Below are 21328 nucleotides of genomic sequence, written 5' to 3' on the forward strand. Positions count from 1 at the left end.
AGCCGGCGGCGGCTCCGTCCCAGGGTCAGCAGCGGCCAGGACGGGCCGCCCCGGAGCCGGAGGACACCATGCAGCAGCACGAGATCACCGAGGTCCTGAACCGCCCGTACGCCAAGGAGCTGCTGGCGCGCGACATCACCCGCCTGGCCTACGTCGCCCAGGACGGCACACCGCGGTCGGTCCCGATGGCGTTCACCTGGAACGGCTCGGAGATCGTCATGTGCACCGCGAAGAACATGCCGAAGCTGCGGTCGCTGCGGGCCAACCCGGCCGTCGCGCTGACGATCGACACCGAGTCGCACCCGCCGAAGATCCTGCTGCTCCGCGGCCGCGCCGACCTCGACGTCGTCGACGGCATCCCCGAGGAGTACCTGCAGATGAACGGCAGCTACGAGATGACGCCCGAGCAGCGCGTAGAGTGGGAGCGCGAGGTCCGCTCGCTCTACGACGGCATGGTCCGGATCGTCGTCACCCCGACGTGGGCCAAGCTCATCGACTTCGAAGAGACCCTGCCCAGCGCGGTCGAGGAACTGGCCCGGCAGCGGGCCGAGCGCGGCTAGCGCACGGCGGCCCGCTCGATGATCGCTCCCGTGTCGACGCCGGCCGGGAGCGTGCCGAACGCGATGCCCCAGTCGCCGCCGAAGCGGGAGGCGCAGAACGCGTCGGCCACCGCGGGGTGGCCGTGGCGCACCAGCAGCGACCCCTGCAGGACCAGCGCCATCGACTCGACCACCCGCCGCGCCCGGTACTCGATCGCGTCGAGGTCGGTCAGCTCCTTGCGGAGGCGGTCGACGGCGTCGTCCAGCCGCGTGTCACCGCCGGCGGCCTGCTCGACCTCGGCGAAGAACGCGGCCACCGATTCGGGCTGCTTTCCCATGGCGCGCAAGGCGTCCAGCGCCGCCACGTTGCCCGAACCCTCCCAGATGGACGACAGCGGGGCCTCGCGGTAGAGCCGCGGCATGCCCGACTCTTCGACGTAGCCGTTGCCGCCGAAGCATTCGAGGGCCTCGGCCGCGTGCACCGGCGCCCGCTTGCACACCCAGTACTTCGACACCGCGAGCCCGAGCCGCCGGAACGCCTGCTCCTGCGGGTCTCCGGGCCGGTCGCCCGCCGCGGCCAGCCGCATCGCCACCGTCGTCGCGGCTTCGGACTCGACCACGAGGTCGGCCAGGACGTTCGCCATCAGCGGCTGGTCGACGAGCGCCGCGCCGAACGCGTGGCGGTGGGTCGCGTGGTGCACCGCACGGACCGTGCCCAGCCGCATCCCGGACGCGCTGCCCAGCGTGCAGTCCAGCCGGGTGTTGTTGACCATCTCGATGATCGTGCGGACCCCGCGGCCCTCTTCGCCGACCAGCCAGCCGACGGCGTTGTCGTACTCGATCTCCGAGGAGGCGTTCGACCGGTTGCCCAGCTTGTCCTTCAGCCGCTGCAGCCGGATCGGGTTGCGCGAGCCGTCGGGCAGGACGCGGGGGAGCAGGAAGCACGACAGCCCGCCCGGCGCCTGGGCGAGGGTCAGGAACAGGTCCGACATCGGCGCGGAGGTGAACCACTTGTGCCCGACGAGGGTGTAGCTGCCGTCCGCGGCCGGGGTCGCCGTGGTCGTGTTGGCGCGGACGTCGGAGCCGCCCTGCTTCTCGGTCATCGACATGCCCGCGATCAGGCCGCCCTTGGTGCTCGGCTCGCGCAGCCCGAAGTCGTACTCGGTCGCGGCCAGCAGCGGCTCGTACCGCGCGGCGAGCTCCGGGTTGGCCCGCAGCGCCGGGATCGCCGCGTACGTCATCGAAATCGGGCAGCTGTGGCCGAACTCGGCCTGGCCCCACACGTAGAACTTCGCCGCGCGCGCCGCGTGCGCGCCTTCGCGGTCGTCGCGCCACGGCGTGCCGTGCAGCCCGTGCGACACCGCGACGTCCATGAGGTCGTGCCAGTGCGGGTGGAACTCGACCTCGTCGATCCGGTTCCCGTAGCGGTCGTGCGTGCGCAGCACCGGCTCGTTCTCGTTGACCAGCCGGCCCCACTCCTGGACCTGCTCGCTGCCGGCGAGCCGGCCCAGCTCGTGCAGCTCGCCGGCCGCCCACCCGGCACCGGCGCGCTCGAGCCCGGCCAGCAGCGCCGGGTCGTCGGCGACGTCGTGGCCGGCCAGGGGCGGGACCTGGTTGGTGACCTCATGCGTGGCGGGCATCGGAACCTCCTAGAGCGCGGACGACGAACGTGCGGAGCTCGGCGACGTCACCGGCGTTGCCGCTGGTCAACGGGCCGATCAGGACTTCGGCGGCGGCACCGACCAGCGCGGCGGCGGTCAGCCGGCCGTCCTGCGGCGGCAGCGCGCCCTGCCGCACCCCGGCGGCGACGTGTTCGGCGACGACCTCGGTGAACGCGCGTCGGAACTCCAGTCGTTCGGCGTCGATCAGCGCGTCGACCGGCTCGGCGAGCAGCGCGTAGGCCTGCCGAGGCGCCTTCAGCGCGCGCTGGGCGAAGGTCTCGAACACGGCCAGGACCCGCTCGGCGGGCTCACCCGGCCGCGCGGAGGCCGCCCGCACGGCTTCGACTTCCCGCGTCACGACCTGCCGGAACACGTGCACGACCAGGTCGGCCTTGGTGGGGAAGTGCTGGTAGACGCTGCCCACGGCGACGCCGGCGCGGTCGGCGACCGCGGCGACGGAACACCCGCTGTAGCCGTGCTCGGCGAGCTGCTCGGTCGCCGCGGCGACGATCGTCTCGCGCTGGGCGTCCAGGCGTTCCTGCACCTTCGGGGTGCGACGGTAGGGCACGTCAAGAAGTGAAGCACTGATTCATTGCTTCAGTCAACGCTCCAGCAGCCGCTTCGCGCCCTGCACCTCGGCCTCGACGTCGGCCCGAAGCTTGCGGCGCAGCAGGGGTTCGGCCAGCCAGCGCAGGGGAGCGGCGAACCCGAACGCGATCCGCCGCGTCACCCGGGTCCCGCCGGCCACCGGCACGCACGCGAAGGACGCTTCGAACGTCGACACCCGCCGCGCGAGCCGGTTCTCCGGGCGGTCGGGCAGGCACACGTCGACGCGCTCACCCGGCGTCAGCGTCATCCGCGACACGATCTTCGGCCCCGGGCCCAGCCCGGGCAGCGCCGAGCGGAACCGGAACTCGGTGACGCCGCCCTCCCGGCGCACCCAGTCGATCGGGCCGAGCTTGCGGTCGACCTCCGCGTACCGCCGCGGATCCATCACCAGGTCCAGGAAGGCTTCGGGGGTGCACGACAAGGTCTCTTCCACGGTCACATCCACCATAGAAAGAGAGTAGTTTCTCACTATGGCCCGTACAACCCCCGGCGTCACCCGCCGCCGCATCCTCGACGAAGCCGTCCACCTCTTCGCCACCCGCGGCTACGACGCCACCTCCGTCGCCGACATCCAGGCCGCGTGCGGCCTCAACCCCGGCAGCGGCGCCCTCTACAAGCACTTCCCGTCCAAAGCCGCCCTCCTCGAAGCCGCCGTCCACGACAACCTCTCGCGGCTGACGACCCGCACCGCCGAAACCACCTCACTCCCGTCCGACCCCCGCGAAGCCCTGCGCGAACTCGCCGACGTCGTCTGGGCCTTCATGGCCGCCGACCGCAACCTCATCCGCCTGATGATCCGCGAATTCACCGGCTTCCCCGACCTGTTCGAGCGCATGTGGCAAGGCGTCGTCGCCACCGTCTACCGCCGGGGCACCGAATGGATCACCGCACTGCGCGACGAGGGGAGGACGACCGTCACCGACCCGGAAGCCACCGCCGCGGTGCTCGTCGCCTCGCTGACCTACTACCCGATCCTCGACGTCCTCATCGGACACACCCCCGGCGACCTCGAACCGGACCGCTTCCTCACCGCCTGGCTCGACGCCTCCGTCGCCGCGCTCAACCTGCGCGGCTGAGGAACGCCGCCACCGCCCGCGGCGACCGCAGCTCCACGACGTCCACACCGGACGTCCGCAGCACCCGCCGCAGCGCGCGCCACCCGCAGCGCACCGGCGAAAGGTTCAGCACACCGCCGTGTCCGCCGCCGCCAGCCGCACCGCCAGGACGTCGTACGGTCCGAGGTCGCCGTCCAGGATCCACCGCCGCGCCGCGATCAGTTCCCGTTGCCGCGTCACCCACTCCGCTCGCGTCAGCCCGACCGGCCCCGGCCGCCAGAACACCGCGTCCAGTTCCACGACGGGCAGCCCGCTCAGCGCACCGAGCCGCCGCGCGAACACCGACTTCCCGGCCCCGCCGCACCCCAGCACCAGCACCCGCTCCACGCCGCCATCCTCCCCGCGCGCTTGCGCTGGAGCGCACTCCAGCTCCTACCGTCGAACCCATGACCACCCCGCAGCACAAGATCGGCTCCGGCTTCGGCGCCACCAGCACCGCGGCCGAAGTCCTCGACGGCATCGACCTCACCGGCAAACTCGCCCTCGTCACCGGCGGCTACTCCGGCATCGGCCTCGAAACCACGCGCGCCCTCGCGAACGCCGGCGCCCACGTGGTCGTCCCTGCCCGGCGCCGCGCCACCGCCGAAACCGCGCTCGAGCACATCCCCGGCACCGAGGTCGACGAACTCGACCTCGCCGACCTGGACAGCGTCCGCGCCTTCACCGACCGCTTCCTCGCCACCGGCAGCCACCTCGACCTCGTCATCGACAGCGCCGGCATCATGGCCTGCCCCGAAACCCGCGTCGGCCCCGGCTGGGAAGCCCAGTTCGCCACCAACCACCTCGGCCACTTCGCCCTGGTCAACCGCCTCTGGCCGGCCATCGCCGACGGCGCCCGCGTCATCTCCGTCTCCTCCCGCGGCCACCACTTCTCACCGATCCGCTGGACCGACCCCCACTTCACCACCGGCTACGACAAGTGGCTCGCCTACGGCCAGGCCAAGACCGCCAACATCCTCTTCGCCGTCCACCTCGACCACTTCGGCCGCGACCGCGGCGTACGCGCCTTCGCCCTGCACCCCGGCTCCATCCTCACCAACCTGGCCCGCCACATCCCGCAGGAAGAACGCGTCGCCCAAGGCTGGGTCGACGAAAACGGCGTCCCCAGCGGCTACTTCAAAACCCCCGAAGCCGGCGCCGCCACCCAGGTCTGGGCTGCCACCGCACCCCGGCTCGACGGCCTGGGCGGCGTCTACCTCGAAGACTGCGACATCGCCGAACTCGCCCCCGACGGCGACGGCGTGACCGACGTCGGCCTCCGCGTCGGCGTCCGCGACTACGCCGTCGACCCCGCCGAAGCCGCCCGCCTCTGGACCCTCTCGGCCGAACTCACCGGCCTCGACGCTACTTCCCGGTGATCACCCCGACCGCGATCCCCAGGATCGCCGTGTTGTAGACGAACGACACCACGCTGTGCGTCAGCACCGTGTACCGGATCGGCCGAGCCTGAACCTCCACATCGGACGTCGCGAACGAAGTCCCCACCGTGAACGCGAGATAGGCGAAGTCCAGCAGGTTCGGCCGCTCCGTCGCCGGGAACCGCAAACCGGCCTCCGCCCGGTAGTGCAGGTGCGCGTACCGGTCCGCGTACCCGAAGTGCAGCAGGATCCACGCGGCCAGCACGGCCGGCACCGCGCTGATCTGCAGCACCGACGCGTACTCGCCGTCTTCCTCGGCGATCACGTTCGCCGCCAGGATCAACAGCCCGGCCGACATCCCGACCACGCTCACCAGCATCGTCGCCGCGAAACTCGACCGGCGCCCCAGCAAGCTGTGCAGCCACGTCGGCTCGCCGTCGGCGGCCAGCCGGTACCGGCGGATCCGCACGAACCGCGTCACGATCACCACCACCGCCAGCACGTCCCACGCCAGCAGGAACACCATGTCCAGCCCGGTGTCCGGCGCGATCAGCCAGCCCAGCCCGAGCAGCACCAGCAGGAACTCCGCGCACTGGTACCAGATCCTCCGCAGACGACGCACCGCGCGAAGCTAACTGCCCCCGCGTCCGACGGCACCCCGGATCACCTGGTCAGGTGGCGTGCTTGACCAGCGCCACCAGGTACCGGCAGGGGAGCACACCCGGGTTCGCGAACACGCAGTCCGCCGGCGCCCCCAGCTGCAGGCAGTCCCCGGCGGCCAGTTCGTGCAGCTGGGCGCCCTCGCGGAACCGCAACCGCCCGGCCAGCACCCAGATCTGCTGGTGCAGGAACGCATACGTCCCGGCCGCCATCGGCACCTCGGCACCCGGGGGCAGTTCGACCTCCACCAGCTCCAGCGGCCGGCCGCCGGCGGGGGAGACCGCGCGGCGGCGGTACCCGGTGTCCGGGTCCACCCACACCGGCTGCTCCGCCGCACGCACCAGCCGTCGCTCGTCGCCTTCGGCGCGCGCGATCAGCTCCGACAGCGTCAGGCCCAGCGCGTCCGACAGCTTCGCCAGCAACGCCGCCGTCGGCTGCACGTCACCCCGCTCGATCTTGCCGATCATCGCGCGCGACACCCCCGACCGCTCGGCCAGCGCCGCGGCCGAAAGGCCACGGGACGTGCGGGTCGCGTGCACGGTCGCCGCCAAACGGGCGGACAGGGGATCGGTCATAACCAGCGATACTATACGAACCAGTTTGGCTACCATATGAGCCATGATTCGCGACGCCACCACCCTCGACGCCGCCGCCTGCGCGGCCATCTATGCGCCCTACGTCACCGACACCGTCATCTCCTTCGAAACCGAGGCGCCGGGCACCGCCGAAATGGCCCGCCGCATCACCGCGGCCCACGCCTGGTTCGTCCTCGAAGACGACGGCCACCTCGCCGGCTACGCCTACGCCACCCCCTTCGCCGCCCGCGCCGCCTACCAATGGTCCTGCGAGACGAGCATCTACCTCGAACGCGGCCGCCGCCGCACCGGAGCCGGGCGCGCCCTGTACGAAACGCTCTTCGCGCGGCTGCGCGAGCGCGGGTTCCGCCGCGCGTTCGCCGGCATGACGCTGCCGAACGAAGCGAGCGCCGGGCTGCACCGCGCCCTCGGCTTCGAACCGGCGGGCACCTACCGCCGCGTCGGCTGGAAGCACGGCGCCTGGCACGACGTCGCCTGGGTCCAGCGCGACCTTGACGCAACCGAAGGTTGCACATCGCCGCCGACCGAGCTAACGTGACAAGCAACCAAACGTTGCACAAGGAGCGGGCATGGACCACGGAACCCTCGAACGCGAACTCCACATCGACGCCACCCCCGACGTCGTCTTCGACGTCGTCAGCAACCCCGAACACGTCCGCGAATGGTGGCCCGACGAAGCCGAATACCCCGTCGAACCCGGGGGAGAAGGCCACATCGCCTTCGACGGCCACCCCGTCCGCTTCACCGTCGTCGACGCCATCCCCCCGAAACTCTTCTCCTTCCGCTGGACCCACTCCGAAGGGGAGACCGCCACACCCGGCAACTCCTTCCTCGTCGTCTTCGAACTCGAACCCACCGCCACCGGCACCCGCCTGCGGATGACCGAAACCGGCTTCCGCGAACGCGGCTGGGACGAAGCCAAGATCGCCGCCGAATACGCCGACCACGAAAGCGGCTGGGACCACTTCCTGCCCCGCCTGCCCGCCTGCGCCGCCCAAGCGGGAGCCACCCGGTGAGCACCGCCGTGGACGACGACCTCTGGTCGGCCATCGGCGACCCAACCCGCCGCCGCATGCTCGACCTCCTGCTCAGCCAAGGCCGGGGGACCGCGACCAGCCTCAGCGAACACCTCCCGGTGACCCGCCAAGCCGTCGCCAAGCACCTCGCCGTCCTCGACCGCGTCGGCCTCGTGCGCGCCCAGGCCGAAGGACGCGAAAAGCAGTTCCACGTCGACGAAACCCAGCTCGCCCGCGCCGTCGCCCAGCTCGCCGACGTCGGCAACGCCTGGGACGCCCGGCTCCGCCGCATCAAGCAGATCGCCGAAACCATCGAACGGAAGAAGTAGCAAATGGACATCCTGCACCGCATCGGCATCCACAACGCCACTCCGGAGAAGGTCTACGAAGCACTCACCACGCTCGACGGCCTGTCGGCCTGGTGGACCGAAAAGACCGTGGGGGACACCGAACCCGGCGGCGTCATCGCGTTCCGCTTCGTCCCGGGCGGCTTCGACATGAAGGTCGTCGAGCTCGACCCGGGCCGGCTCGTCCGCTGGGAAGTCGTCGACGGCCCGCCGGAGTGGATCGGCACGACGATCCGCTGGGAGCTCGAACAGCGCAGCGACTACACGATCGTCCTCTTCAAGCACGAAGGCTGGCGCGAGGCGGGCGAGTTCATGCACCACTGCAGCACGAAGTGGGCGATCTACCTGATGAGCCTCAAGCAGCTCGCGGAGACCGGGGAGGGCGCCCCGGCACCGCGGGACGTGATGATCAGCGACTGGCACTGACGTTACTTGACATAATGTACATTATCGGCACTTGGGGACACGCTGCGACAGGAAGCCGGGAGGGGTGCCGAAGCCCGGGTGCTGGGGTTGCGCACCGAGTTCGTCAGGACGGCTTCTCCCGAGGTTTCTCGTCCGTCCTTCTTCCGCATCGAGCGTCGCGCGGCCCTGAGGTGCCTTTCGGAGGGCCGCAAGAGCATCCCCTGGAGTCGTAAAGCCGACGTCCAGCCACTCGACCTCAAAACGTCACGGTGACGAAACTCCGTGGGGCGATCCGACTGCCAGGTGTCGGATGATGACGTTCGACGCCGGCGGACCACTCGACCTCCAGGCGCTCCAGCCTGCCCGTGGCGGGCAATGCGGTCGAACATACGTGCGCATCCCCGTTTTGGGCACCGAGAGGCGATCCGAGGTCCGAAATCGTCTCCGAGAGAGTCCTGGATCCCCCGGGGGTGCCATTGCAGGCCGACCCGACATTTCATGCATAATGGCAATTATGCATGAAATGTCGGGTCGGGACCCGGGCACCGGAATTGTCGGTGGTGTGCGGTACAAGATCCACATGAGGCTTTCCGAGGCGCAGCAAGCCTTCTTCGCCGCCCGCCGGCCGCGCAAGGACTCGCCGCACACCACCGACGCCTACCGCCGGGACCTGGCCGGGATCACCACTCTCCTGGTTTCGGAGCTGGGCCGTCCCGCCGAGGACCTGGAGGTGGCCGAGCTGACGGGACCGGCGCTGCGGTCGGTGTTCGGCGCGTTCGCGGACGGCCACGCGAAGAGCTCGGTGCTGCGGGCGTGGTCGACGTGGAACCAGTTCCTGACGTTCTGCGTGGCCGACGGCCTGCTGCCGGGCAACCCGATGGGTGCGGTGGCGCGGCCGCGGACGCCGGCGTTGACGCCGAAGCCGTTGCGGGGTGAGGAAACCCCGGAGCAGCTGCTGTCGGCGGCGGCCGCGGGTTCGCGGCGCGCGCGGGACCCGTGGCCGGAGCGGGACGTGCTGGTGATCGCGCTGGGCCTGGTGGCGGGGTTGCGGGCGGCGGAGATGCGGGCGCTGTCGTCGCGGTCGCTGGTGGGGCGTGCGGGTGAGTTGCGGTTGCACGTGAAGGGCAAGGGCAGCCGGGACCGGTCGATCCCGGTGCAGCCGGTGCTGGCGGAGCTGATCGAGCGGTACCGGGAGTCGTGCCGGGTGCGGTTCCCGAACGCGCGGTTCTCCCCTGGTTCGCCGTTGCTGCTGGACCGGGCGGGTGAGCCGATCGGGCGGGGTGCGCTGGAGTACCTGGTGAAGTCGTGTTACCGGGGTGCGGGGTTGCACGACCGGGTGCCGGCGGGGGCGAACTTGCACGCGTTGCGGCACACGTTCGCGACGCGGCTGGCGGAGGACGGGGCGACGGCTTCGGAGATCATGGCGTTGCTGGGGCACGCGAGCTTGGCGACGAGTCAGAACTACATCGAGGCGACGGGACGTGAGCAGCGTGCGGCGGCGGCGAGCAACCGGACGTACCGGGCGCTGGACGGGCTGGGCGCGGGCTCGTGAGCGGGAAACAGCGTTAGCCCTGTTTCCCACTCACGAGGGGTCAGCGGAGTTGTTCGAGGTCTTTGGCCGCCCGGGCGATCTCGTCGGCGAGTCCGCGGAGTTCTCGGGGGTCGGCGCCGTCGTCGACGGCGGTGACGATGTCTTCGGCGGCGCAGCGCAGCTGGAAGAGGCGGTCCTGCAGGGCGGCGATCTCGGTGTCGGAGAGCACGACGGCGTCTTCGGGCAGTCCGCTTCGCTGCAGTGCGGTGCGGCGTTCGTAGGCGCGTTGGCGGCAGGATTGGCCGCAGTAGCGGCGCCGGCGGCCGACGTTGCCGGCTTCCGGGAGGCGGCGGCCGCACCAGCCGCAGTGCTTGGGGGCGCCGCGACGGGCCGGGACGGGTTCGAGCTGGGTCAGTTCGGCGGCTTCCCTCACCCGGGAGACCCTAGCTGGCCATCGCCGGGTCATGCCGGGGCCATGGCGGAAGTGCACACTTGGGGTATGCAGTCGTCGTTCCCGTACCTGGCCGATCCGCTCCCCCGTGCCTTCGCCCACCGGGGCTGGCACCTCGACGAGCTGGACGGGCTGGAGAATTCGTTGCCGGCGTTCAAGCGGGCGTGCGCGGAGGGGTACCGGTACCTCGAGACGGACGTCCACGCGACGGCGGACGGTGTGGTGGTGGTGCACCACGACCCGAACCTGGACCGGACGACCGATGGCTCCGGGGCGATCGCGACGAAGACGTGGGAGCAGCTGAAGGGCGTCAAGGTCGGCGGGAAGGTGCCGTTGTCGCGGCTGGAGGACGTGCTGGAGGAGCTGCCGGGGGCGCGGTTCAACGTCGACGTGAAGGCCGATCAGGCGGTGGAGCCGTTCGTGCGGGTGCTGGAGCGGACGGGGGCGCACGACCGGGTGGCGGCGGCGGCGTTTTCGGACGCGCGGCTGGTGCGGCTGCGGAAGCTGGCGGGGCCGAAGCTGGTGACGGCGATGGGGCCACGGTCGGCGTTCGCGTTGTGGGCGCGGGGGAAGCTGCCGCTGCTCCCCCTGGGGCGGCTGGTGCTGGGGGCGATGGCGCAGGTGCCGGTGCGGCAGGGTGCGTTGCGGGTGGTGGACAAGGCGTTCGTGTCGATCGCGGGGCGGTCCGGGATCGAGGTGCACACGTGGACGATCGACGATCCGGCGGAGATGCGGATGCTGCTGGACCTGGGGGTGCACGGGATCGTGACGGACCGGCCGGACCTGCTGCGCGAGGTGCTGATCGAGCGGGGTGCGTGGCAGCAGGCCTGACCGGGCGGGGTCAGCGGGGTGGTTTGCCCTGCCAGGCGGCGGTCCAGGTCTTCGGGCCGAGCAGGCCGCTGTCCTTGATGCCGTTGGCGCGCTGGAGGTCGAGGACGGCGGTGCGGGTCTTTTCGTAGTAGCAGCCGGTGCCGGTGAAGCCGTAGCCGTAGGCGTTCATGCGGAGCTGGAAGGCTTTGAGCGGGCCGGCGCAGTCGCCGTACTGGTAGACGACGCCGGGCCAGGCGGGCATCGGGCCGCCGGGTGGTGGCGGGGTGGGCTGGGGTGTCGGTCCCCCGCCGATGTAGGCGGAGTCGGCGTAGGTGGGGACGCGCTTGCTGCGGGCGTCGGCGTCGCCGGCGAGCTTGAGCATGCCGGCGCACTGCCAGGGTTGCCAGCCACGCATGCGGTAGAGGTAGAGGGCGCGGTAGTCCTGTTCGGCGGGTGCGGCCTGGTCGGGGCGGCCGGTGCCGCCGACGCTGCGCCAGGTGGGCAGGTCGAACTGGTAGGCGCCGTAGTAGCCGTTGCCGGTGTTGGTGGCGTAGCGGCCGCTGGATTCGCACATGCGGAGCTTGGCCCAGGCGGTCGACGCGGGGTCGGCGGTGGCGACGGCGGGGACGGTCAGCTGCAGACCCATGGCGGCGAAGGCGAGGAGCAGGACTCTCGCGACGGTGCGTCTCCGGATCTGGATCATGGGAGCACAGTAGGAGCGTGTCCCACTGACCACAAGGGACACACTGAGCGCCTCAGTCTCACACGGAACACTGTTCGCGACACGCCGCGCAGGCCGGAACCGTGATTGCCCCGGAAGTGGCGGATGAGCGTGAAGCGACAAACCGGACACGGTTTCGGCGGTGCTGTGAGCGCCGTCGCTACCTCCCAGTAGTCTCCGCGCTGACCTGGAAGTTCTTGACCTGAAGGAGCCGTGGATGACGCTGGCCGGGACGCGCTCGTCCAAGCGCGAGCGCTGGGGCTGGTATTTCTACGACTGGGCGAATTCGCCGTTCTATTCGTCGTCGACGACGGTGTTCGGTGCGTTGTCCATGAGCGGGATCGCGGCGGCGGACGCGAAGACGAACTTCACCCTTAATGGGGACCGCCCGTGCGTCGACGCGGCGGGCAAGGCGGACACGTTGCACAACTGCGACGTGACGTTGTTCGGGCTGCACTTCCCGGCCGGTTCGGTGTGGGGGTATCTGCTGTCGGTGGCGACGGTGGTGCAGGTGCTGGTCCTGCCGATCGCGGGTGCGGTGGCCGACCGCAGCCACAACAAGCGGCGGATCCTCGGTGGGTTCGCGTTCCTGGGGGCGGCGGCCGCGGCGGCGATGTTCTTCCTCGCGGGGTCGGACTGGCAGCTGGGCGTGGTGCTGTTCGTCATCGCGAACATCGGCTACGGCGGTTCACTGGTCGTCTACTACTCGTTCCTGGTCGACATCGGCGGTCCGGACGAGCGGGACGACATCTCGGCGAAGGGCTGGGCGTTCGGGTACCTGGGCGGTGGGCTGGCGCTGGCGCTGCAGCTGGGGTTCTACCTCGGGCACGACGCGTTCGGCGTGAGCGAGGGCATGGCGGTGCAGATCTGCTTCCTGACCTCGGGGCTGTGGTGGGCGGCGTTCACCGTGCCTGCGGTGCGGGCGCTCCCCCGGCGGCACCAGCCGGTCGACGTCGTGCCGGGCAGGACGGTGCTGCGGGCGGGCTTCGCGGAGTTGCGGCAGACGCTGGTGTCGGCGAAGGCGTACCCGTTGACGCTGGCGTTCCTGGGCAGCTACCTGGTCTTCACCGACGGCATCAACACGGTGGTCGCGGTGTCGGCGCAGTACGGGAAGGACGAGCTGGGCTTCGGCAACAGCGTGCTGATCGTGACGATCCTGGTGATCCAGTTCGTGGCGTACCTGGGTGGGACGCTGCACGGGCTGGTGGCGCGGCGGATCGGGGCGAAGCGGACGATCCTGGGCAGCCTGGTGCTGTGGGTCGTGGTGCTGGCCGGGGCGTACTTCGTGCAGCCGAAGCAGATGCTGCAGTTCCTCGCGGTGGCGGTGGGGATCGGGCTGGTGCTGGGGGGAACGAACGCGCTGTCGCGGTCGTTGTTCAGCCAGATGATCCCGGCGGGCAAGGACGCGCAGTACTACTCGCTCTACGTGGTGGGCGAGCGCGGGACGTCGTGGCTGGGGCCGTTGGTGTTCGCGGGGGTCGGGCAGGCGACGGGGTCGTTCCGGCTGGCCATCGTGGCGCTGGTGATCTTCTTCGCGGTGGGTCTGGTGCTGGTGTGGCTGGTGCCGGTGCGGCGGGCGATCGTGGCGGCGGGCAACACCCCGCCGGAGGTGCTGTAGGCCCCGATAGGGTCGGCTGTCGTGACCTTTGTGAACGACCGGGGCCCCGACCCCACGGACGCCCTGTCGTCGGTCCCCGCGGCCGGCTCGCGCCGCGGTACGCCGCCGGTGGGCAGGCTGAAGTTCTGCTACGGGCCGATGGACTGCGGGAAGTCGACGCTCGCGCTGCAGATCGACCACAACCACGCCCGGCAGGGCCGGCGTGGCCTGATCCTGGTGCGGCACGACCGTTCGGGCGCGCCGCAGATCTCGAGCCGGATCGGGCTGACGCGGCAGGCGGTGGAGGTCGTGGAGGACACGGACGTGCGGGAGCTGGTCCGGCAGGAGTGGGCGCACGGGCAGCACGTGGACTACGTGGTGGTGGACGAGGCGCAGTTCCTCTCCCCCGCGCAGGTGGACCAGCTGGCGGAGCTGGCCGACGAGGTCGAGATCGACGTGTACTGCTTCGGGATCGCGACGGACTTCCGGAGCCGGTTGTTCCCGGGGGCCGCTCGTCTGTTCGAACTGGCGGACGAGTTGCAGCCGGTTCAGGTGGAGGTGCTGTGCTGGTGCGGGCTGCCCGGGCGGTTCAACGCGAGGGTGGTCGACGGCGAGGTCGTGCGCGAGGGCGATACCGTCGTGGTGGCAGATACCGAACAATCCGTAGTTGAAACTTCAGCTTCAGCACGTTTTGAGGCCGAATTCGCTACGGTGCGTTATCAGGTATTGTGTCGCCGCCACTTTCGATCGGGTGACTTGGGGCCGGTTACTGCTCATCACGGTCAGTTACGGTTGACCTGAGTCAGGCCCCAGTAGCCCATCCGGGGGATATCAGCACTAAGAAGGCCGTATTGACGTCACGCCGGAGCGCGAAACGCCTCCTACTAGAGGAAGCTGATGCCGGCGGGTGACGCAGCTCATCGTGAGCAACGACATGGTGTCCCGGGAATCCCCGGGGGCCCTGAGTCGTTGCATAGGGTGAGCATCACCCTGGCTCCACCCCGGAGCTGACTGAAAGGACCCCACTATGGCCGACCGTGTTCTTCGTGGAAGCCGGCTGGGAGCGGTCAGCTACGAGACCGACCGCAACCACGACCTCGCTCCACGCCGCACCGTGCGCTACGCCTGCCCGAAGAACCACGAGTTCGAGGTGCCGTTCTCCGACGACGCCGAGATCCCGACGGTCTGGGAGTGCCGCCTGCACGGCAGCGAATCGGAGATCGTCGACGGCGGGCAGCCCGAGCAGAAGAAGGTCAAGCCGCCGCGCACCCACTGGGACATGCTGCTGGAACGGCGCACGATCCCCGAGCTCGAGGACCTGCTCAACGAACGTCTCGCCGAGCTGAAGGGCCGCCGGACCTCCCGGTCCGCGTAGCCCGCCCGGCCCGTAGCCACCGCTCCCACCACAACGGAAAGGCCCCCGCGACCTCCCCCCGCGGGGGCCTTTCGCCTACCCGGCGGCAGTCGCCCCGGTGCGCCGGTGCCGGGCGCTGCGAGGGCGCCCGGGCTGGTCCGGAGGTCATGAAGGACCCTTTCACCGCGTCCGGTGAGGTGAACGACTCGTTCATGACGTCGCGTGCCGCCGGGCCGGCCGCTGCTGCCGGGTGCTGAAGGGGCCCTGCAGTGCCGCCCACTGCAGGAGCATGATCGTCTTCGCGTCGGCGATCTCCCCCGTGCCGATCATCTTCAGCGCGTCCTCGAATCGCAGCTCCACCACTTCGATGTCCTCCCCCTCCTCGGCGATCCCGCCACCCGCGCCCCGGTCGGCCGGGTCGTACGGCGCCGCGTAGCAGTGCAGGCGCTCGGTGACCGAGCCCGGGCTCGTGTACACGTCGAACACGTGCTCCAGCGCGCCGATGCGGACGCCCGTCTCCTCCTGCGCCTCCCGCCGGATCGCCGTCTCGGGGTCGTCGGTGTCCAGCAGGCCCGCGGCCGTCTCCAGGAACATGCCGTCGGGGTGGTCGTTGACGTAGACCGGGTAGCGGAACTGGCGGGTCAGCAGCACCGTCTCCCCCGCCGGGTCGTAGAGCAGCACGGTGGCGCCGTTGCCGCGGTCGTACGTCTCCCGCTGCTCGGTCGTCCAGCGGCCGTCGCGGTGCTGGAATTCGAACGTCGTGCGGCGCAGGACGTACCAGGCCGACGACAGCAGTTCGACGTCGGTGACGCGGACGCGCGGGTTGCGGGAGAGGCTTGTCGGAGAGGTCATGCCGCGACCATAATGTGCAGTACTCGGAATAAACAGGGAGGATCGTGCATGCTGGTCGGGGAACGCCGAGAACTGCTGCTAGCCCGGCTGACGGCCGAGGGCAAGGTGCTGGCGAAGGACGTCGCGGCCGAGCTCGGGGTCTCCGAGGACAGCATCCGCCGGGACCTGCGCGACCTGGCCGCGGCCGGGCTCTGCCAGCGCGTTTACGGCGGGGCCTTGCCCGTCTCCCCCGCGGTTGCCGACTACGCGAGCCGCGCGGGCATCGCCGTCGACGGGAAGGACCGGATCGCCGCGGTCGCGGCCGGGCTGGTCCGGCCGGGGTCGACCGTCATCCTCGACGGCGGCACGACCACGCTGGCCGTCGCGAAAGCCCTCCCGCGTGACCTCGAAGCCACCGTCGTCACCCACAGCCCCACCGTCGCCGTCGCGCTGCTCGACCACGCCGGCATCGAGGTCTTCCTGCTCGGCGGGCGGCTGTTCCGGCACTCCGCCGTCACCTGCGGCGCCGCCGCGGCCGAGGCCGCCCAGTCCGTCAGCGCCGACGTCTTCCTGCTCGGCGTCACCGGCGTGCACCCCGAAGCCGGGCTCACCACCGGCGACGCCGAGGAAGCCGCGATGAAGCGCACGCTGGCCCGGCGCGCCGCCGACACCTACGTGCTGGCCAGCGCCGAGAAGATCGGCGCGGCATCGCGGTTCACCGTCCTGCCGTTCGCCGACGTCGCCGGCGTGATCACCGACTCCGGCGACCAGAACGTGCAGGAACTTGCAGACCTGGGCGTGCCGATCCTGCGGGCGTGACCTCGGTGAACCACTCGCGGCCCGCCACCACCGCGAACAGCGGCGCCGGCAGCCACACCAGCAGCCGCAGCACGGCCGAGAGCCGCCCGGTACCGCGGACGTCGGACACGTGCGCGGCCAGCGCCGCCTGCTTCCGCCCGGCGAAGCGCCGGACGTCGAAGCGGTGGGTGACGGCCGAGGCCGGGCTGTAGGCGTGGTCGAGCGCTTCGGCGTCGTATTCGAACGGGATCCGCAGCGCCTTGACCACCCGGACGAACCGCAGCGCGAAGTCGCGGGGCAGCGTGGCCTCCAGCAGCCGCGTCCCGGTCAGCCGGGCCGCCCGCCGCGCGACTTCGTGCACCTTCACGTGGTCGCGGTGGCCGTAGCCGCCGTTGGCGTCGTAGCCGAGCAGCAGGTCGGCCCGCTCCTCGTGCAGCAGGGCCGCGAGCCGGTGGGCGGCTTCCTCGGTGTCCGCGCGGGCGAAGCGTTGCCGGCCGGGCGGGTCGGCGTAGAGCACCGGCCCGTGCCCGCTGTCGGCGTAGCCCAGGTGCACGACGCGCCGCACGCCGAGGATGGCCGCCGCGGCCTCCAGCTCGCCCCAGCGGGGCGTCGGGTGCTCGGCGGCCATGCCGTCGGTGGCCACGACGACCACCACCCGGTGCCCGTCGGCCGCGGCCCGGGCCAGGGTGCCGCCGCTGAGCAGCACCGGGTCGTCCGCGTGGGCGTGGAAGGCCACGATGGTCGTCATCGGCCCCATGATGGCCGAGAACGGGCGAGCGCGGGGCGGGTGCGGTGCACGAAACCCCGGCTGCCCGCCGGCCTCAGCCGCGCTTGACCAGCCGCCGCACCTGGTGCCAGCGGCGCTCCACGCCCCACTTCGCCACCCGCAGGAACGCCTCGCGGATGATCGAGCCGCTCATCTTCGACTCGCCGATCTCGCGCTCGGTGAAGGTGATCGGCACCTCGACGATCTCGAAACCGGCGTCGGCGGTGCGGACGGTCAGGTCGATCTGGAAGCAGTAGCCGTGCGAGTTGACCTCGTCCAGGGCCAGCTTCTCCAGCACCGGACGGCGGTAGGCGCGGAACCCGGCGGTGATGTCCCGCACCCGCATGCCCAGCGCGAGCTGCGAGTAGACGTTCGCGCCGCGCGAGAGGACCTGGCGGTTGAGCGGCCAGTTCACCACGCTGCCGCCCGGCACGTACCGGGAGCCGATCGCCAGGTCGGCGTCGCCGACGGCGTCCAGCAGGCGCGGCAGGTCCTCGGGCGCGTGCGAGCCGTCGGCGTCCATCTCGACGATCGTGTTGTACTCGCGCGCCAGGCCCCAGCGGAACCCGGCGATGTAGGCGGCGCCGAGGCCCGCCTTTTCGGTGCGGTGCATGACGTGGACGTGGTCGTTCGCGGCCGCGCGCTCGTCGGCCAGCTCGCCGGTGCCGTCCGGGCTGCCGTCGTCCACCACGAGCACGTGCACGTCCGGGAGTGCCTTGTGCAAGCGATCCAGGATCGGGCCGAGGTTCTCCCGTTCGTTGTACGTCGGGATCACCACCAGCACCGGATCGATTTCCCGGGCCCCCCGCGGCGCCTGCGACATCCGTGCTCCTCCGATATCCGCGGCGGTCAGTCCGCCGCTTCCCCTGCTGCCGTGCCGGCGCTCGCGCGCCGGGTGCGAAAACGGAGTACGAGCCCGCCGGCCACCCCGGCGATCGCCAGTGCCAGCAGCCCGTACTCCGTCCACGCACCGAGTCGATCCGACAGCGTAGTCTGCGTGCGCAGCGGGACGCGCCCGACCAGGGAATCGGCGGTGAAAAGGCCCGTTGAGCTGGTAACCGTTCCGTCGGGGGCGACGACGGCGCTCACTCCTGAGACGGCGGACACCACGACGGCCCGGCCGTGTTCGACCGCCCGCAGCCGGGACATGGCCAGCTGCTGCACGCTCATCTCGCTCTCGCCGTACCAGGCGTTGTTCGTCGGCACCACGAGCACTTCGGCACCGTCGCGGACGGCGTCGCGGGCCGGGTAGTCGAACGCGGCTTCGTAGCAGACGAACACGCCGACCTTGGTGCCCGCGACGGCCAGCGTCTGGTTCGCGCCGTCGCCGGGGAGCATGTCGACGGTCTCGGAGTCGAGGAACGGCGTGACGAGCTCGGCGACCTTGCGGGCCGGGACGTACTCGCCGAAGGGCACCAGCTGCTGCTTGGCGTAGCGCGGCCCGGGCCCGGTGCGCGGGTCCCAGGCGATGACGGAGTTCTGGATGTGCCCGTCGGGCAGCTCGTAGAGCGCGCCGATCAGCGCGGGGACGCCGAAGTTGGCGACGAGCTGGTCGACCTGCGGGTCGGGACCGGTGACGGTGGTGGCGCTCTCCGGCCACAGCACCAGGTCCGGCTTGGGGACCTTTCCGGCGCGGACGGCGTCGAGGAGCCGCTGGCTTTCGGCGATGGTGTTGCGGCGCAGCAGCTCGCGCTCGCCCTGCAGGGCGAGGCCGATGTCGGGGGCGTTGCCCTGGACGGTCGCGATGGTGCGTTCGCCGTCCTGGGCGCCGGTGCCGATGGCAGGCCACAGGGCCAGCCCGGCGACGACGGGCAGCACGGTGCCGAGGGCGGCGAGGACGGCCGGGCGGGTGAGCTTGCGCGTCTCCCACAGGCGGGCCGCCAGCGCGGCCAGGCAGAAGCCGGTGAGGACGACGGCGAGGCCGACCAGCGGGGCGCCGCCGATCGAGGCGAGCGGCAGGAAGGCGCCTTCGGGCTGGCTGAACGCGACCCGGCCCCAGGGGAAGCCGCCGAAGGGGAACCAGGCGCGCGGGGTCTCCAGCGCGATGAACACCAGCGCGCCCCACAGCGGCGCGAGCGGCAGGCGCGCCACGAGCGTGATGAGACCGCCGGCGAGGCCGTAGTACAGCGCCAGCGCGAACGACAGGCCCAGCCACGGCCACGGGCCGAAGTCCGGGCCGAGGAAGTCGAGCAGCCACGTCAGCAGCGGCAGGAAGAACACGAACCCGAACGCGAAGCCGTAGCCGAAGGCGCCGCGGAAGCTCCGCCCGCGCAGCACGAGGGCGAACCCGGCGAACGCCAGCGGTGCGAGCCACCACAGCGGGCGCGGGGCGAAGCTCAGGTAGTAGGCGAAGCCGGACACCAGTGCCGCGGCCAGCCGCAGGAGCCACGCGCGGGGAAAACGCCGGGTCCGCGAGGGTTGGTGCGGGGTGCCCGGTTCGGGGTCCGCCACGGTGACTGCCACGCCTGAGAACTCTAGGTGATGGTGTCGTGGAGGACCGCACCCGCGCGGACCGTCCGCAGGCAGGCCGGGAGCGCGGCGTCCGGTTCGAGCCTCGGCAGCGGCGGCACCCCGGCGCGCGGGTCGGTGGACCAGCGCTGCACGCGGCTGTCCGGGGTGGCCACGACGAGGTCGGTGGCGTCCCAGATCGCGTAGTGCGCGGGCGCGCCCGGGACGAGGCTGCCGGTGACGCCGTCGTTGACACCGGCAGCGCGGTGCCCGGCCCGGGTGTGGGCGGTGAACGCCGCCCGCGGTGACAGGCCCGCGCCCGGCGTCCGGTGGTAGGCGCCCGCGCGGACGCTCCCCCACGGGTCCAGCGGCGTCACCGGCGCGTCGGAGCCGAAGGCGAGCAGGACGCCTTCGGCGGCCAGGGCGGAGAACGGGTTGAGCCCGGCGGCGCGGTCGCCGAGGCGTTCGGCGTACATGCCTTCCGGGCCGCCCCAGAGCGCGTCGAACAGCGGCTGCACCGAGGCGACCACGCCCCAGCCGGCCAGCAGCTTCGCCTGCTCGGCGGTGACCATCTCGAGGTGCTCGAGGCGGTGGTGGCGGGCGGCGAGCGCGCGCTGCCCGACCTCTTTTTCGGCGAGCCGGAAGCCTTCGACGACTTCGGCCACGGCGGCGTCGCCGATGACGTGGAAGCCGGCCTGTAGCCCGGCTTCGGTGCAGGCGGTGAGGTGCTCGCCGATGCGGTGGGCGTCGAGGTAGAGCGTGCCGGAGCCGGCGTGGTCGGCGTACGGCGCCGTCAGGGCGGCGGTGTGGGACCCGAGGGCGCCGTCGACGAACAGGTCGCCGGCCAGGCCGCGGGCGCCCAGCTCACGGGCGGTGTCGACGGCGCCGGGCTCGCCCCAGTAGCCGACGACCTCGGGGGTGTCCGGGCCGGCGAGGCCGAGGAGGGCGGCGAGGTCGTCGCGGCCGGAGATGTCGGGGCCGGCGCACTCGTGGACGCTCACGATGCCCTGGCGCGCGGCTTCGGCGAGGAAGGCCCGCTGCGCGCGTTCGCGCTGCTCCGGGGTGACGGCGGCCCGCACGGCCGCGCGGACGGCGTGGTGGGCGGCGCGGGTCAGCGGGCCGTCGGGCGACCAGCCGTCGGCGGCGCGGGCCGCCGGGGCCAGCTCGACCAGGGCGGTGGAGACCAGCGCGGAGTGGACGTCGACGCGGCTGAGGTAGACGGGCGCGCCACCGGCGGCGTCGTCGAGCTCGGCGCGGCTGGGCAGGCGCGGGTCGGTCCAAGCGGACTCGTCCCAGCCGTGGGCGAGCAGGACCTGGCCCGGCGTGACGGCGGCGCGGACGCGGGCGAGCAGCTCGGCGCGGTCGCAGATGCCGGTGAGGTCGAGGCCGGTCAGGTGCAGGCCGGTGGCGGTGGCGTGGACGTGCGCGTCGACGAACGCGGGGGCGACGAAGGCGCCTTGGAGGTCGACGATCTCGGCGTTCGGGTGGAGGGCCCGGGCCGGGGCGTCCTGGCCGACCCAGACCACGGTGCCGCCGGTGACCGCCATGGCCGTGGCGTCCGGGCCGGCGGGGGTGTAGATGCGCCCGCCGAGCAGGAGCGTCGTGTGTTCGTCCGTCACGCCCTTGAGTCTGCTCCTGGGCGGCGGGGCCTACTGCACCTGGGGGAAGGCACGCCAGCAGGCAGGAAGATTTACTCCGTGAGAACGTTATGACAG

27 protein-coding genes are annotated in these 21328 nt (G+C 71.6%); 13 read left to right on the forward strand and 14 right to left on the reverse strand.

What is annotated here, in order from left to right; genetic code table 11:
* Positions 1-68: 68 nt before the first annotated feature.
* The gene (locus AB5J73_RS36375; protein ID WP_370963348.1) at positions 69-560 is read left to right on the forward strand and encodes a pyridoxamine 5'-phosphate oxidase family protein; all 492 of its coding nucleotides are present in this window, start codon (positions 69-71) and stop codon (positions 558-560) included.
* Here the strand turns inward: AB5J73_RS36375 and AB5J73_RS36380 are convergent.
* From AB5J73_RS36380 to AB5J73_RS36390, 3 genes are read right to left on the reverse strand one after another with little or no spacing between them, the layout of a single operon-like run.
* Positions 557-2179 carry an acyl-CoA dehydrogenase family protein gene (locus AB5J73_RS36380; RefSeq protein ID WP_370963349.1) on the reverse strand — a complete coding sequence of 541 codons (1623 nt, stop codon included), beginning with the start codon at positions 2177-2179 and terminating at the stop codon, positions 557-559. The genes AB5J73_RS36375 and AB5J73_RS36380 overlap by 4 nt on opposite strands.
* Positions 2163-2768: a TetR/AcrR family transcriptional regulator gene (locus tag AB5J73_RS36385; RefSeq protein WP_370963350.1), complete on the reverse strand. Its 606-nt coding sequence runs from the start codon at positions 2766-2768 to the stop codon at positions 2163-2165. The genes AB5J73_RS36380 and AB5J73_RS36385 overlap by 17 nt, the downstream gene beginning before the upstream one ends.
* A 33-nt stretch (positions 2769-2801) precedes the next feature.
* Positions 2802-3257, reverse strand: a complete 456-nt coding sequence (locus tag AB5J73_RS36390; RefSeq protein WP_370963351.1) for an SRPBCC family protein — start codon at positions 3255-3257, stop codon at positions 2802-2804.
* Positions 3258-3279: 22 nt separating this feature from the next.
* On the opposite strand from AB5J73_RS36390, the gene AB5J73_RS36395 reads away from it, so the two are divergent.
* Positions 3280-3885 (forward strand): TetR/AcrR family transcriptional regulator, encoded by a 606-nt coding sequence (locus AB5J73_RS36395; protein ID WP_370963352.1) that lies wholly within the window; start codon positions 3280-3282, stop codon positions 3883-3885.
* On the opposite strand, the gene AB5J73_RS36400 is transcribed toward AB5J73_RS36395, so the two are convergent.
* Together AB5J73_RS36400 and AB5J73_RS36405 are read right to left on the reverse strand one after the other, a co-directional pair.
* The gene (locus AB5J73_RS36400) at positions 3869-3997 is read right to left on the reverse strand and encodes a hypothetical protein (protein ID WP_370963353.1); all 129 of its coding nucleotides are present in this window, start codon (positions 3995-3997) and stop codon (positions 3869-3871) included. The two genes, AB5J73_RS36395 and AB5J73_RS36400, sit on opposite strands and share 17 nt — an antisense overlap.
* Positions 3991-4251 (reverse strand): hypothetical protein, encoded by a 261-nt coding sequence (locus AB5J73_RS36405; RefSeq protein WP_370963354.1) that lies wholly within the window; start codon positions 4249-4251, stop codon positions 3991-3993. The genes AB5J73_RS36400 and AB5J73_RS36405 overlap by 7 nt, the downstream gene beginning before the upstream one ends.
* Positions 4252-4310: 59 nt before the next feature.
* Here AB5J73_RS36405 and AB5J73_RS36410 point away from each other — a divergent pair, with 59 nt between their 5' ends.
* On the forward strand, positions 4311-5282 hold the full coding sequence (locus tag AB5J73_RS36410) for an SDR family NAD(P)-dependent oxidoreductase (protein ID WP_370963355.1): 972 nt from the start codon (positions 4311-4313) through the stop codon (positions 5280-5282).
* Here the strand turns inward: AB5J73_RS36410 and AB5J73_RS36415 are convergent.
* A complete protein-coding gene (locus AB5J73_RS36415) occupies positions 5269-5904 on the reverse strand; it encodes a DUF1345 domain-containing protein (protein ID WP_370963356.1) in 636 nt (211 codons plus the stop codon). The genes AB5J73_RS36410 and AB5J73_RS36415 overlap by 14 nt on opposite strands.
* A gap of 49 nt (positions 5905-5953) precedes the next feature.
* A complete protein-coding gene (locus tag AB5J73_RS36420; RefSeq protein WP_370963357.1) occupies positions 5954-6517 on the reverse strand; it encodes a helix-turn-helix domain-containing protein in 564 nt (187 codons plus the stop codon).
* A gap of 43 nt (positions 6518-6560) precedes the next feature.
* Between AB5J73_RS36420 and AB5J73_RS36425 the strand changes: the two genes are divergently transcribed.
* From AB5J73_RS36425 to AB5J73_RS36445, 5 genes are all read left to right on the forward strand, one after another.
* A complete protein-coding gene (locus tag AB5J73_RS36425; RefSeq protein ID WP_370963358.1) occupies positions 6561-7076 on the forward strand; it encodes an N-acetyltransferase family protein in 516 nt (171 codons plus the stop codon).
* A 31-nt stretch (positions 7077-7107) separates the two neighbouring features.
* A complete protein-coding gene (locus tag AB5J73_RS36430) occupies positions 7108-7554 on the forward strand; it encodes an SRPBCC domain-containing protein (protein WP_370963359.1) in 447 nt (148 codons plus the stop codon).
* The gene (locus tag AB5J73_RS36435; protein WP_370963360.1) at positions 7551-7883 is read left to right on the forward strand and encodes an ArsR/SmtB family transcription factor; all 333 of its coding nucleotides are present in this window, start codon (positions 7551-7553) and stop codon (positions 7881-7883) included. The genes AB5J73_RS36430 and AB5J73_RS36435 overlap by 4 nt, the downstream gene beginning before the upstream one ends.
* Before the next feature lie 3 nt (positions 7884-7886).
* Positions 7887-8327: an SRPBCC domain-containing protein gene (locus AB5J73_RS36440; protein ID WP_370963361.1), complete on the forward strand. Its 441-nt coding sequence runs from the start codon at positions 7887-7889 to the stop codon at positions 8325-8327.
* 541 nt (positions 8328-8868) lie between these two features.
* Positions 8869-9858 (forward strand): tyrosine-type recombinase/integrase, encoded by a 990-nt coding sequence (locus AB5J73_RS36445; protein WP_370963362.1) that lies wholly within the window; start codon positions 8869-8871, stop codon positions 9856-9858.
* 40 nt (positions 9859-9898) lie between these two features.
* Here AB5J73_RS36445 and AB5J73_RS36450 read toward each other — a convergent pair whose 3' ends face one another.
* The gene (locus AB5J73_RS36450) at positions 9899-10270 is read right to left on the reverse strand and encodes a hypothetical protein (RefSeq protein WP_160697702.1); all 372 of its coding nucleotides are present in this window, start codon (positions 10268-10270) and stop codon (positions 9899-9901) included.
* 66 nt (positions 10271-10336) lie between these two features.
* Between AB5J73_RS36450 and AB5J73_RS36455 the strand changes: the two genes are divergently transcribed.
* Positions 10337-11119, forward strand: coding sequence for a glycerophosphodiester phosphodiesterase (locus tag AB5J73_RS36455; protein ID WP_370963363.1), 783 nt, complete (start codon positions 10337-10339; stop codon positions 11117-11119).
* A gap of 10 nt (positions 11120-11129) precedes the next feature.
* On the opposite strand, the gene AB5J73_RS36460 is transcribed toward AB5J73_RS36455, so the two are convergent.
* Positions 11130-11801 carry a transglycosylase family protein gene (locus tag AB5J73_RS36460; RefSeq protein WP_370963364.1) on the reverse strand — a complete coding sequence of 224 codons (672 nt, stop codon included), beginning with the start codon at positions 11799-11801 and terminating at the stop codon, positions 11130-11132.
* A gap of 235 nt (positions 11802-12036) precedes the next feature.
* Between AB5J73_RS36460 and AB5J73_RS36465 the strand changes: the two genes are divergently transcribed.
* The 3 genes from AB5J73_RS36465 to AB5J73_RS36475 all read left to right on the forward strand — a co-directional run bounded on the left by AB5J73_RS36465 (position 12037) and on the right by AB5J73_RS36475 (position 14791).
* Positions 12037-13437, forward strand: coding sequence for an MFS transporter (locus AB5J73_RS36465; protein WP_370963365.1), 1401 nt, complete (start codon positions 12037-12039; stop codon positions 13435-13437).
* 21 nt (positions 13438-13458) lie between these two features.
* A complete protein-coding gene (locus tag AB5J73_RS36470) occupies positions 13459-14217 on the forward strand; it encodes a thymidine kinase (protein ID WP_370963366.1) in 759 nt (252 codons plus the stop codon).
* Positions 14218-14443: 226 nt separating this feature from the next.
* On the forward strand, positions 14444-14791 hold the full coding sequence (locus tag AB5J73_RS36475; RefSeq protein WP_003081521.1) for an RNA polymerase-binding protein RbpA: 348 nt from the start codon (positions 14444-14446) through the stop codon (positions 14789-14791).
* A gap of 189 nt (positions 14792-14980) precedes the next feature.
* Here the strand turns inward: AB5J73_RS36475 and AB5J73_RS36480 are convergent, their stop codons facing one another.
* Positions 14981-15622: an NUDIX domain-containing protein gene (locus AB5J73_RS36480; protein ID WP_370963367.1), complete on the reverse strand. Its 642-nt coding sequence runs from the start codon at positions 15620-15622 to the stop codon at positions 14981-14983.
* A gap of 48 nt (positions 15623-15670) precedes the next feature.
* On the opposite strand from AB5J73_RS36480, the gene AB5J73_RS36485 reads away from it, so the two are divergent.
* On the forward strand, positions 15671-16420 hold the full coding sequence (locus AB5J73_RS36485; RefSeq protein ID WP_370963368.1) for a DeoR/GlpR family DNA-binding transcription regulator: 750 nt from the start codon (positions 15671-15673) through the stop codon (positions 16418-16420).
* Here the strand turns inward: AB5J73_RS36485 and AB5J73_RS36490 are convergent.
* From AB5J73_RS36490 to AB5J73_RS36505, 4 genes are all read right to left on the reverse strand, one after another.
* The gene (locus AB5J73_RS36490) at positions 16353-17147 is read right to left on the reverse strand and encodes a PIG-L deacetylase family protein (RefSeq protein ID WP_370963369.1); all 795 of its coding nucleotides are present in this window, start codon (positions 17145-17147) and stop codon (positions 16353-16355) included. The genes AB5J73_RS36485 and AB5J73_RS36490 overlap by 68 nt on opposite strands.
* A 73-nt stretch (positions 17148-17220) precedes the next feature.
* Positions 17221-17988 carry a polyprenol monophosphomannose synthase gene (locus AB5J73_RS36495; RefSeq protein WP_370963370.1) on the reverse strand — a complete coding sequence of 256 codons (768 nt, stop codon included), beginning with the start codon at positions 17986-17988 and terminating at the stop codon, positions 17221-17223.
* A 26-nt stretch (positions 17989-18014) separates the two neighbouring features.
* A complete protein-coding gene (gene lnt / locus AB5J73_RS36500) occupies positions 18015-19628 on the reverse strand; it encodes an apolipoprotein N-acyltransferase (RefSeq protein ID WP_370963371.1) in 1614 nt (537 codons plus the stop codon).
* Positions 19629-19639: 11 nt separating this feature from the next.
* The gene (locus tag AB5J73_RS36505; protein WP_370963372.1) at positions 19640-21232 is read right to left on the reverse strand and encodes an amidohydrolase; all 1593 of its coding nucleotides are present in this window, start codon (positions 21230-21232) and stop codon (positions 19640-19642) included.
* Between the last annotated feature and the right edge of the window lie 96 nt (positions 21233-21328).

The organism is Amycolatopsis sp. cg9 (genome assembly GCF_041346945.1).
GTDB lineage: Bacteria > Actinomycetota > Actinomycetes > Mycobacteriales > Pseudonocardiaceae > Amycolatopsis.